The organism is Gordonia sp. 852002-51296_SCH5728562-b (genome assembly GCF_001665475.1).
GTDB classification, from domain to species: Bacteria; Actinomycetota; Actinomycetes; order Mycobacteriales; family Mycobacteriaceae; genus Gordonia; species Gordonia sputi.
This window is the reverse complement of record NZ_LZMI01000016.1, coordinates 1-11,570: the sequence shown is the minus strand read 5'-3', so window position 1 is coordinate 11,570 and position 11,570 is coordinate 1. Positions and strand designations below refer to the sequence as shown.

At 59.8% G+C, this 11,570-nt stretch carries 10 protein-coding genes; 3 read left to right on the top strand and 7 right to left on the bottom strand.

From position 1 onward, the window contains the following. Positions 1–606 precede the first annotated feature (606 nt). From A5766_RS04225 to A5766_RS04200, 6 genes are all read right to left on the bottom strand, one after another. Positions 607–1,413 (bottom strand): hypothetical protein, encoded by an 807-nt coding sequence (locus A5766_RS04225; RefSeq protein ID WP_156527363.1) that lies wholly within the window; start codon positions 1,411–1,413, stop codon positions 607–609. 214 nt (positions 1,414–1,627) lie between these two features. Next, positions 1,628–2,713, bottom strand: a complete 1,086-nt coding sequence (locus tag A5766_RS04220) for a TniB family NTP-binding protein (protein ID WP_064903541.1) — start codon at positions 2,711–2,713, stop codon at positions 1,628–1,630. Positions 2,714–2,779: 66 nt separating this feature from the next. After that, positions 2,780–4,840 (bottom strand): DDE-type integrase/transposase/recombinase, encoded by a 2,061-nt coding sequence (locus tag A5766_RS04215; RefSeq protein WP_197501324.1) that lies wholly within the window; start codon positions 4,838–4,840, stop codon positions 2,780–2,782. A gap of 17 nt (positions 4,841–4,857) precedes the next feature. After that, positions 4,858–5,385 carry a hypothetical protein gene (locus A5766_RS04210; RefSeq protein ID WP_064903536.1) on the bottom strand — a complete coding sequence of 176 codons (528 nt, stop codon included), beginning with the start codon at positions 5,383–5,385 and terminating at the stop codon, positions 4,858–4,860. A gap of 352 nt (positions 5,386–5,737) precedes the next feature. Beyond that, positions 5,738–6,100 (bottom strand): hypothetical protein, encoded by a 363-nt coding sequence (locus A5766_RS04205; protein ID WP_064903534.1) that lies wholly within the window; start codon positions 6,098–6,100, stop codon positions 5,738–5,740. A gap of 542 nt (positions 6,101–6,642) precedes the next feature. Next, positions 6,643–7,245, bottom strand: a complete 603-nt coding sequence (locus tag A5766_RS04200) for a hypothetical protein (RefSeq protein ID WP_064903532.1) — start codon at positions 7,243–7,245, stop codon at positions 6,643–6,645. A gap of 1,603 nt (positions 7,246–8,848) precedes the next feature. Here A5766_RS04200 and A5766_RS04195 point away from each other — a divergent pair. From A5766_RS04195 to A5766_RS23720, 3 genes are all read left to right on the top strand, one after another. Continuing rightward, complete coding sequence (locus A5766_RS04195; protein ID WP_005203175.1) at positions 8,849–9,955, top strand: tyrosine-type recombinase/integrase; 1,107 nt, start codon at positions 8,849–8,851, stop codon at positions 9,953–9,955. Then, entirely contained in the window at positions 9,952–10,284 is a 333-nt protein-coding gene (locus tag A5766_RS04190) for a helix-turn-helix domain-containing protein (RefSeq protein WP_005203177.1), read from the top strand. The genes A5766_RS04195 and A5766_RS04190 overlap by 4 nt, the downstream gene beginning before the upstream one ends. A gap of 382 nt (positions 10,285–10,666) precedes the next feature. Further along, complete coding sequence (locus tag A5766_RS23720) at positions 10,667–11,245, top strand: hypothetical protein (RefSeq protein WP_197501321.1); 579 nt, start codon at positions 10,667–10,669, stop codon at positions 11,243–11,245. A 22-nt stretch (positions 11,246–11,267) separates the two neighbouring features. Here A5766_RS23720 and A5766_RS04180 read toward each other — a convergent pair. Continuing rightward, positions 11,268–11,570: integrase core domain-containing protein (locus A5766_RS04180; RefSeq protein ID WP_156527362.1), on the bottom strand; the 303-nt coding region annotated here is incomplete at its 5' end.

Genomic DNA, 11,570 nt, shown 5'->3' with positions numbered 1-11,570 from the left:
GCCCGCCTACTCTGGCGGTGCCACACGGGTGGGGAATTCAGATGAGCATCACTGGGGAATTTCGATGAGCGCCGTCACGCTGGGAGGCCGTTACGTTCGGTGTCCCATTGAGCGGCGAGGATCGGGTTGCGCGCTGCGATGTCGTTGTAGCCGCGGATCAAGCCACTGTGGTTCCCGCACATGCACTGATCGCCGGTCCTAGCCGCCATCTGCGCAAAGGGAGCGACGAACTCGTGGCCTTCGCTGCAACGCCATGTCGCCACTGCGCGTGTTATCTGTGACGCGGTTTCGGGTCGCATCCCCGAGATGCCTGGCTTGATGAAGCACGCGGCTTGTGCGGGATGGGTAGTCGCGAAGTCATTGACACCTTGAACGAGGACTGCGTTGGTGCAGACCGGGCACACGTCACCAGCGTCTCGTTGAGCGACAGCTTTGCGTCTCGAAACGTGGAACTGATCGCAGATGAGCCACACCACGGTGTATGAGTCTGTGTCGATCTCGTCGGCGCGAAGCCCAAGCGTTTGATGCCAGAAGAACTTGGCCGCGTCAGTGTCGGCGAGCGTACCTACCTGATTAGATGGGTCCGCGTGGTCGGATGCGTTGGCTCTAGGTGAGGGCGAAGTCGACATCGTGATGCCAGATGGGGATTGCGCGATTAGCGGGGTAGTCGTGGTAGCGGCGGTAGGGCCCCTGGGTGTGAAAGTAGTGGGCTATCGCTGGCTTGATCTTGCGCATGACCATTGCGACCGCCCGTTCCGGGCGTTCGGGCAGTGCATTCCGAATGCGTTGGTCGACCGCGGCACGTATGTCGGCGTGGGCGCTGGTTTCTTGAAGGATTCGATCGAGCCACGCACTGTTGGCGAAGACCATCATGATGGCCACCGCCTCCGGAAAGGTGATGATTGCATCTTGTATGCGGTCTGGAAGGTGGCCGATCGGTAGTGCTTGGCGCCGGCAGGCGACGATACGCGGATCGATATGGCGTCCCCAGTCCGAGGCTATCTCCTGTGCTGCCAGGACATTCGTGGGGCAGTGACCGAGGTGATGGCTTTCAAAGTTCTGCTCGGCCGTAATGAGATCCGGATGGTCAATTCGAGTGTGCCATTCGGGCGGTGTTCCCGGCGCAGTCCATCGGCGGTGGCGTAGGCACACCATCGTTTCGTAGTGGCGACGTTGGAGAACGGTTTCACCGTGAGCGCATTGCAGGCACAGCCATCGAGGTTGATTGCTGCGTCGGCACTCCTGACAGCCGATTTGCATGGCGAGGTTCGGTGACTCGTCGCACGTACTGATGGTGCCAGGCGCGAGGTGTCCGAGTACCTCAAGCCGTTCGGCGACAACTTCGGGGAGTAAGTCACGGGGGATTGTTCCGTAGCCCTGGGTAACTGCCCGCCTGGTCGTATCGAGATCCATGTGATTAGCTGCGCACAGGCGGCGCATGAAGCTATCGCACGTCTCAAGCGGGTAGTACGAGATTGGGGTTACTACCGGGAAGAGCATGGCACTCTTCGCGGACAAGTCCGCCCGCACCGCCAGTTAGCGCAAACCAGGAATCGTATTCGCGCGGCTGCACTCTCGGGGAACAGGGTTGTCGCGACTGGGAGCGATCGCGACTCGGTGGCGGAAGTCATTGTTCGTCGGCTTTCCTCGCAACCTCAATACTCTGCACGGAGGCAACAGATTTGACGGCTCTAAGGACTTGCAGATCGATTCGTTCTCGGCCGATGATACCGAACTCACGTAGGTTCGCGGTGTCAGCATCCTCGATGGTGGTCGCGTACATCGCCGCAGTTTGCAGCAATTTGTTCAGCGCACCCAATCTTCCGAGCGTCCGGTCATACAGTTCTTGCAGCATGCGTGGGCTGGTCAGCGCACCTGGCCGATGGCGCAGCAATCGCAAGTTGGACTCGAGTGCACCGACGATGGCACGCCACTCGCGCTGGCGGTCGCCCCTTTCATTGCCGCAGCGTTCAAGGGTCAGGAGGGAGCCCCGATTGAGGATCTGTTGTCCTGCGTCTCCCTCAAAGAATCCTGAGGTGGTGAGGTTGATACCGAGGTAGATGAACGTGCACACGGATAAGTCAAAGTACTCTTTGAGTAGATCCGCGGTCTCCAGGGTCAGCTTGCCGGTGGAGCGGAGTCGATGCAGATCATCGATGATGACGAGTTGAACTCGTTTGTCGTGCAACGCGTGTACGACTCGGCTCTTGAGGCGTTCGTGGCTGTAGATGTCTGGGTATGAGTAGTGCAGGAAGGTCAGCAGTGCCTTGTCGAATGCGGTGGGACTGCACTTTGCTGGTGTAGCAACCATGAGTACGGGGCACTCGTCGTTGCGGAGGTAGTCGGGGTGCCGTTCGCGGTACTTCCGTTCAAAGTTGACCGCGACTTGTCGAGCAATAGTGGTCTTTCCCAGCCCTGCGGGACCGTTGATCATGTAAACCTCTCGATCGTCCGGCCGATAGCGATTCATCTCCGACAGCAGGTGGATGTCAGTGAAGGCTTGGCCCATTGCGTCGGTGAGAACGACAAAGCTTCTGCCGTGGTGCGCGATTCGGTTCTGCAGCCATTCGTCGCGGCTGGCCCCATCGAGCTTCTTGAAGGCACCGAGCGTGAGCGTGGCTGGCGGCGAATAGACGTCGTTGACAGCGGCGCGTAACCCGTCGAGGTCATAGGCGGTGGCAGCGCGACGCGTTCTGGAGGATGTGCGGGACATGGGCAGACCCCTATCTGTTGTTGTTCGCAGAAGTGCTCTCTGGGGTGGGCTGGATGCACATGGCGTCTATACCGACCACGGAGACTTGTTCGAGGCGGCATAGCCGCCCGCAGCGGGGGTCTCGTTGGCTGAGTCCTCAAGACTGCCGACGCCCTCGACGTCTTCGTCTTCGTCTTCGTCGGAGTTCTTGGTAGCCGGCATCGGCAGGTGGGTGGAATCGTGCAGGCGTTTGCGATCGCGTTCTACAGCACGTTTGCGGGTCAGGAGCCGCGATTCATCAGCCGAACGGGCGTGCAGTTCTTCAGTTCGACGGTAGAGATCGGGGTCGTCGCCGAGATCGCTGTTCCACCACTGATCAGAGCACGGAAGTTCGGATTCGCGGTAGCGTACGCAAGGAAGAAGTACCCACTCATCGACGTCGGGTTTGTGCAACCAGACGCAAGCGCGATTGTGCGGGTTGAACCGGATCTCCCAAAGATCGCCGTGGGCGACTACACCGGATGGCTTATGACGCAGGTCGTCGAGTTCGTCGTCGCTGTCGTAGATGTGCGAGTCTACGCGTACTCCATCGGCACCGATCTTTTGCCAGCGGACCGGATATGCGCGGTAGAACATCCGCGAAGTCAGCGGGACCGCGAATCGAGGGGCATAGGCGAGGCTGGCTTCGTACGCCTGGATCGGTGAGAGTTTACGCTTGGGCGTCATTGGATCGCAGAGACTGTCGTGCGGCCGGTAATGATAGACCAGCAGTACCCACTCTGCGAAGAGTTCGCGCACCATGTCGATGGTGATGCTTAGCTGAGTTGCTGCGATCTTGCCGCGGTGCTCGGGGCTAACCCCAAGGTAGGACCAGAAATAGGCACAGAAGCTCTGATTTACTGTGCGGAAGAATCGTTCAATGATCCCTTTTTCATAGGGCGCTCGGGGATTGCACCAGGTGATCGAGATGCCGAATGCCGTGGTGATGTCGTCAAACACACCGCCTCGGTATGCTGAGCCGTTGTCGAGGACGATCCGGTCTGGAGGTATAAGCGGGCGAGCCTGTGCTGCCGCAAGTCGCCTGTCCAGAGCGATCATTTTGCGCGCTGGAAGACGTGAGTTAACCAGGTTGTACCGTTCTGACATTCCGTCGATCAGTGGGTACGGCACCAACGATTCCGCCACCATAATCCCGAGAGCTTGGCCGTTCGGGTCGCCCAAGGTGATGATCCACGACGAGAGCGTACGAGTCCGCTTATCGATCAGCGCTGATAATCGCGGTCGCACCGCCCGCCGACTCTCGTCCAGGCTCCACAGATCGAACACCATCGTATCGCCCTGTGTTTCAGCTCCCGGGCGGAGTGCGACCGTTGGGCGATATGGCGTTGTCGGTGTGCTCGCTGCGGACTGGCGAGTCTTGGCAGGCTTGTCCACAAGCAGGTGTGCGCCACGTCGCTGTATGAGCCGGTAGACCGTCGAATACGATGGAAAAGCATAGTGATTCGGTGCTTCTTCATCCCAGTAGTCGTTTTCAGGATGCTGCGAACGGAAGGCGATCCGGATGCGCCCGAACAGGACAGTGAAGGGGACGTCAGTGAGTGTGATGTACCCCGACAGGACCTCGTCGAGAATCCTGATGAATTCCGGGTCTTGATTGCCTCCTGGCTTCGCCAATCTGTGGTGACCTGACACCAACCCGGCAGGACCCCTTTCGCGGTAGGCGCGCTGCTTGCGTTCCACGGTTCGCCGTGAGACGGCGCGGTGTCGACCATCGGGCCAGCGGACACTGGACAACTCCTCGGCCTTCGCGGCGATGCGCTCACGCCGCGAGCGATCGCGGGAGTAGTCGGGATCCTGAATGTTCGGTCTGTCCGGGTGAACTCCTGACTCAATCTCCTCGAGGTGAGCCATCCAGAATTGAACGAGGGGTCGATCACCCTCCGGCACAGCCAGCAACGCAGTGGTGGGTTCAAGTGGGTTGAAGCCCGTCGGCGACGAGCCCAAACCGGGCTCGGGGAGAAGGTCCAATGCGGTGAAGAACATGACTTGCGATGTATCGACGTCACGCGCGCACAGTCGATCGGGGCCCACGCCAACCACCTGGTAAGTGCTGTTGCCGAGATCGAACGTGTCGCCGATCTCGTACACGGTGGGGGAGGGAAGCATTAGGATTCCTCCGGCGTCTCAGAATTCGCCCGCCATACTGGCGTCTGAGTGACGCGCAGAGGTTCGGTCAGGTTCGCATCGATCAACCCGTGCCACAGGGCGTAATAGACAACTGGTAGAACGATGTGTGTCGAGCCCGGGCGCACCTTCCGACATAGGTCCGAAATCACAATCGGCGCCGAAACATTGGCGAGAACGTCCTCCAAGACGTCGTCGCGGCCCTCGACTACCCAGTGATGGCGATCCGGAGCGAGGAACGTGAGGTTGTGGGCCATGGCACCAGGAAGACCGTCGAACACGCAGTACTGCCAGCCTATCCGTTCGCACGTCGCAGCGGTCATGTCTGCCTGCTCAACGAAATCGGGGTCATCGAGCCGATGTACATCGACGAGCCGAATTCCACCGTCCCGCAGGTAGTCAACGCGGTCTATCACATGCGAAACCCTGTCCGAGCTCAGAGGCCACACAAATTCGATCGCTTGCGACTGATAATCCATCACCTCGGAGTCGCGGTCCGCCACCAGCATCGCCAACTCTTCGGCACCACTCTCGCACCAGACATGGCGTCCTGAAGCATCGCAGTAATGCTCCCGGTGTCGGGGTGCGTGCTGACGTTGGTGGCCCTTGCGCCGCATGGCCAACTCGTGCGGAACGCGAGAGCGAATCGACGGCTCCGCGGAGTAGTAGTGCTCGACGCCGTCGGCCGTCGACCATACGACCCTGGTAGCCCTCGACGCTCGGACAATTCGACCTGCGCGAGCATTCACAATCGAAATCGGCATGGCGCCACCTACTTTCCGACCGGGTGCTCGTATGTTGAGAGTCGCCAGGTAGCGACACTATTCATGCGGGGATCGCTCGATCCGGAGATATGGGGGATCATCGCGCACTCCTAGCAATGACCGTTGTGAACTGATTTAGAGGTTGGGTCAGATCGGCGATGATGAACTCATGCCATAGCGCATAGTTGACCAAAGCCCTTGGCCGATCGGGATCTTCGGGACACAGCGCGCTGCACAATGACTGGATGCTCCGACCGTGTCTGCAGAGTTGAATCACACGATCGAGTTGCACGTCGTATCCCGCCGCTACCCACCAATGACGATCGACGCTCAGATGACGCAAGTTGTCCATGATCGCCTTGGAGGGTTCGTCGAATGTCACATATTCCCAACCGATCTCGTGACAGATGGTGCTGATGAGAGCGGTGCGCGAACTGCTGCGCGTTTCTGTGTCCAGCACTCTGAACCTACGGCCTCGTGTTCGTTGGAGCATCGGCACAACGAAGGTCGGCGCAGAAGGTAGAAGGTGCCAGCGAACTTCAGCTGGTCGCACCGCAAAGTCTGTCACTTCCGGGTCCCGATCGGCGACTAGGACCGCATCTGCAAGGCGACTATCGCCACCCAGTGCGGATACGAGTCCATCCTCACTGTCGGAGGTTGCGCTTCGTCCCTGTGATACCGACGCGCGCACAACTGCTGCGAGCAACGCCGCATTGGGCAACGCGTGATTCGCCGCGCATTGGTGCTCGACGCCGTCGACGTCGGTCCAGACGACTGTCGCGGGCAAGGCCGCCGCGCCTGATGATGGTGCATCAGATGATTGGAGACTGGGTGCAGTTCTCATGGAAGTCCTTAAGTTTGTTCTAGAGGTGCTCTCGGCTCTCGGAGGGTCTTCGCCGAGCAGTGACGTCGGGAACGTCTCGTGTCGCTTGAGGAGATGCGTTGATCAGCGTCAACTCGAGCATCCAAAGCACTGGGCCAGACGGCGGTTTGCGGACACGCTCAGCCGTTAGCCTCCGGCCGAACGCGTTCGTACAACGCATCCACCGCAGGCGATAACGTCACTCGTGTCTGGAGTGTGATCGGCCGCGTCCAATCCGCCGACAGCAGTCGGTGCCACAGCGCGTAGTTCACCAGCGGTTCCACATGCTCAGGATGTCTTTCGTCGACCCGCAAACACAGAGCACCGATCGACATCAGGCCTAGGGATGCCACGTCCAAGAGGCGTTCCAGCGTGGACTCGCAACCGTAAGACACCCATCCATACCGGTCGCATTCCAAGCGCCGCAGGTTGAGCAGTTCGATCCTCGCCGGGACGACGACAGATGTCGCGTGCCAGCCGATATCGAGGCAAACATCCCTCACGAACGGGGGTATCGGTGAGTTACCAACCCCGATGACGTAGTAATTGCCTACCCAAGAGCGTGCGAAGAGAGGAGCAACATACACACTTTGATCGGACTCGAAAGTAACGCAGCACGCCGCAAGCTCGGTCAGCTCGGGATCTCGATCACAAATCAGCAGCGCATCGGACAACGGTGTCGCGACCCGGAAAGCATCACCCGCATTGTCGAACAATGCAGGGTTCAGGTGACGCGTCGCCATCTGAACCTCCGAAGGAACTTGATGGCGTACATGGCGATTCGCTGCACGGCGATGTACCTGCCCGAGGCTATCGGTCCACGACACAGTCACGTCCTTGTGAGGACCATTCGGGGCGGATCGAGACGGCAGTGGAGTAGAACACAGAGGCGCCAGCATATAGGCTCCCAGGTAAGTGGTCCACGGTGAGCGGACACGTGGCATCAACGCGGTGTCTTGGTGTACCGTGGAAAAGCGGAACGACGCTGGCAAGGACGCCAATCCCCAGCATCAGAGTTTCTATGGCGCCGCCTCAGCGAAAAGCTGGGGCGGCGTTTTTATAGGTGGCGTGCGCACCTCCTGCGTGAGAGCTGACAATTTAGCCGCGACTGCCGGCTAGGCAGTCGAACGACTGCCAAATCACAGTCGATGGTCTACTGCAATAGCATCAGTCTAGTCGTGATGCGAAGGATGATTCTTCCATTCTTCTAGCTCTTTTTATGGGCGTGCCAACCGTTGAAGCAGTAAACTCACTCGTACAGCTAGACATTCCACACACACTTTGCATACTGCGTCACCTGAATCACTCTCGTCACAGTAGATGATGGATTCATTTTCAGTTGACCTAGTCGTGCTCCACCTTCTAGGTTGCCATGGCACTGAATCAGATCGGCCGTCCGCGATCGCTATCGCGCGTCGGCGATAGTTCGCCTCACTATCCAACTTCCATGAGATGCATGAATCCAGAATGCATGAATTCATGCCTTCTCAAGCCACACACCCGCGGGAGAAGTGACTGCTTCTGCAGCCGGTACTGCAGCCAACGCTACGGTCACTGGAGGCGCCAGCTACTGGCCGAACAGACACACCTTCTCGCCGTTCTGAAGGATCCACATGTCCGGGGCGAAAAATGGACCGCGGTACGACATCAGCTGAGCCACCTAGAATGGGTGCTCGTTCGCTATCCCGCAATCGCTCACCCATCCAGAGAGCGCGCTGAACCAGCAAGACCAATATCTGGCGAGTAGTTCGCTCATCCCGCGTCACAACACAACGGGCAGAGCTAGTTACGTCACTGTGACGTTTCGGAGCCCTAGAGTCGGGTAGCACCTCAGACCCGCATCTGAGCGTAGTAAGCTCCGAACACGCACGCGGACAGCACATCTCACGCCAAGCACACAAAGAGCTGTATTAAGCACATCGCAATCGAAGCTGAGTCAGGCCCCAAGTTCTTGTCAAACGACGACAAAACAGCCGGCAATTTCGCCAAGTCGGTGACATTTCGCCAATCTCGGCGATCATTTACAGTCGTCGCCAACCTCGGCGATCGGCGCTTGTCGTTTGTATGCCGATAAGAAACATTATGTAATGTAGAACCCTGCGTATTGCAACAGATGAATCACTGCGGCTCCCCCATGCCCGGGCGCTTCGTTCATTCTATGGCGTCGGGACCAGCGGATACGTACCGGTTAGGCCAGCCGCCTTCCGGCGAGACCCCATGAGTCGCGTGGGCAGTTGCCCGGTCTTGATCGATTTCGTTGTCATTTTGACCTGCGGGTATTGACCTGCCGTCTCATTGGATGCATCATTGAATCATCAGATGAAACCGTTTCTGGTGGAGGTTCCGATGCGAATCGATGAGGTTGGCCGAGTACATCTGGTTGAATCTGTGCCGCTTCTGCGGCCGGAGGAGCGTGTCGTCGAGCTGATGCTCGACGGGTGGCGGAACCAGCAGCTGTCCAGGAACTTGCAGTTCTCGACAATCGATCGGCGAGTGCGCTGCGTGCAGAGGTTCATCGAGCATTCGAACGAGGAGCCGTGGAACTGGACACCGGCGATGGTTGAGGAGTTTTCCGCCGATCTTCGGTCGGTTCGTCATGTGATGCACTCGACGTTGCGCGGCTACCACGGCACACTGCGGGCATTCTGTTCCTACATCAGCAACCCTGACTACGGGTGGGACCGCGTCTGTGAGCAGCTGTTCGACGCGTACCCGGCCCAGGTTTTTTCCGCCTGGAACACCGCGAGCCACGTCCAGGAGTACGACGGGCGGGCGAGCAAGCGCCCTTACACCAAGGACGAGCTTCAAGCCTTGTTCGAGTACGCCGACGATGAGGTAGCTCGGATCGGTGCGACCAGCAGGAAGGGCTGGCAGGCGGCCTACCGGGACGCCGCGATGATGAAGGTCGCCTACGCCTACGGCTTGCGGTTTAACGAGCTCACGCACCTGCAATTGGTGGACTTCGCCCGCAATCCCCACGCTCGCGAGTTCGGGAAGTTCGGCGTGTGCAAGGTCCGGTACGGGAAGGCGTTCCGCGGGTCACCTCCGAAACCCCGTTCGGTGTTGACGGTGTGGCGGTGGACGCCTCCGATCATCGAGGACTGGATCGCCAACGGCCGAGGTGATCCCGACAGTCTTGATCTGTTCTCCAGCGAACGAGGCGGGCTGGTGGTGGGGTCGACTCTTCTTCGTCGTGTACGCCGCTACTGTGTTGATCTGGGTATCCCCGACGGCGTCGATCTGCATTCGTTTCGGCGGTCGTACGCCACGCATTTACTCGAGGATGGCTGGGATCCCAGGTTCGTGCAGGACCAGATGGGGCACGAACACGCCTCGACGACGGGAATCTATCAGTTCACATCTGACGAATTTCGTCGGTCGACATTGAGATCGGTGTTGGACCGGACCGTGAAAGAAGCGTTGGACAGCACGACGAAGGGAACTGCCGAATGAAACGCAAGGTCGATTACACGTGGCGGCTGGCGGAGTTGATGGCTGCGCGCGGAATGAACACGACCACGGACTTGATCCCCTTGCTCGCAGAACGGGACATCTCGTTGTCCCGTCCCCAGGTGTATCGGCTGGTCAACCAGCGACCTGAGCGGGTGTCGCTGCAGTTGATGTCGGCGTTGTGCGACATCTTCGGGTGCGGCCCCGACGCGCTTCTCACAGTCACCGCCGTCAATGCTCGCGAGCACCACCGAGCGGCCAATGCCGGCCCGAACGTCATGCGGCTGGACCGCGCTGTGCGTCCGCGGCGCGCGAACATCCTCGACGAGTAGCACCACGCAATGAGGTGAAGACAGGATGGAACCTGACGGCCTAGTCCCCTATCGGCCAGTACGCGGCCGACCGCGACAGGCGAGTGGAGCGTGGGTCTGCGACCGGTGCGGCAGATCGACCACCCGGACGCAGGCACACTGGCCCGAAGGCCGAATCTGCTTCACCTGCTGGTTCACCGCGATCCACACTCACGGAACATGCCCGGTATGCGGCGTCGAACGACTTCTACCTGGACCACCCCTGCCCGACGGCACCCCGGTGTGCGGGCCGTGCGCAGGTATCGTCGACGACTTTCGATGCAGCCGCTGCGGCGAGGAGTCCGGTCACCACCGCGGGACGATATGCGCTCGCTGCGCCGTCCGGGACGACCTACACGAGATCATGGGCGGGCCGCCGTCCGACCCAATCCTCAGCGGCCTCGTCGACGCGCTATGCGCCGCTAAGCGACCCGAGTCGACGATGATCTGGAAGCGGTCACCGAAAGTCCAGGAACTGCTCAAGGGGCTAGGAACCGGCGCCATCGCCGCCACGCACGAAGGCCTAGACGCCCTACCCAGTCGGGCAGCAGAACATCTGCGGACATTGATGGAATACCACGGCCTACTGCCTCCCCGAGACCGGTGGCTGCCACGCTTCGAACAATGGATCGATGACAAGCTGATCGACCTGCCGACCGAGGTTGCCCGGCCCGCTCGCCACTTCGCGACGTGGCACCATCTGCGGCGGATTCGCGCAATCGCCGATGCCGGCGGCGATACCCAGCCATCGGTGCGATCGGCCAAACAAGAGATCACCGAGACCGTCAAGTTCCTGAGCTGGCTGAGGTCCACCTACGGACGCACGATCGAGACCTGCACGCAACACGACGTCGACCAGTGGATCGCAACAGGTCCGACAACGCGATACACGATCCGAACGTTCCTGTGGCAGGTCCCCGATAACCGGTCCAGGCAGTTCTAGAGCCAGTTCCTTGTTGTGATCGTCAGTCGATCTCGCAGCCCACGGGGTGATGCTGGTGGGTGCATCCGGCAGCGTACTCGGCCGGGGTCCGGTAGCCCAGTGCCGAATGCCGGTGTCGGTGGTTGTGGTCGGCCTTGAAGTCGCCGATGACCACACGGGCCTCCAACAGGGTGGGCCAGCAGTTGCGGTTCAAGCACTCGTCGCGCAACCGGTTGTTGAACGACTCGATGAACCCGTTGTTCCACGGTGTGCCGGGCGGAATGTAGGAGATCCCGACCGACCCTGCACAGAACGCCTGCAGGGCTTCTGAGATGAACTCAGGGCC

What these genes read in the sequence shown, in the direction of transcription:
- A5766_RS04190 (WP_005203177.1), top strand. Translation starts at nt 9,952, where the DNA reads ATGAAACGCAAGGTCGATTACACGTGGCGGCTGGCGGAGTTGATGGCT.
- A5766_RS04225 (WP_156527363.1), bottom strand. Translation starts at nt 1,413, where the DNA reads ATGGATCTCGATACGACCAGGCGGGCAGTTACCCAGGGCTACGGAACA.
- A5766_RS04220 (WP_064903541.1), bottom strand. Translation starts at nt 2,713, where the DNA reads ATGTCCCGCACATCCTCCAGAACGCGTCGCGCTGCCACCGCCTATGAC.
- A5766_RS04200 (WP_064903532.1), bottom strand. Translation starts at nt 7,245, where the DNA reads ATGGCGACGCGTCACCTGAACCCTGCATTGTTCGACAATGCGGGTGAT.
- A5766_RS23720 (WP_197501321.1), top strand. Translation starts at nt 10,667, where the DNA reads ATGGGCGGGCCGCCGTCCGACCCAATCCTCAGCGGCCTCGTCGACGCG.
- A5766_RS04195 (WP_005203175.1), top strand. Translation starts at nt 8,849, where the DNA reads ATGCGAATCGATGAGGTTGGCCGAGTACATCTGGTTGAATCTGTGCCG.
- A5766_RS04210 (WP_064903536.1), bottom strand. Translation starts at nt 5,385, where the DNA reads ATGCTGGTGGCGGACCGCGACTCCGAGGTGATGGATTATCAGTCGCAA.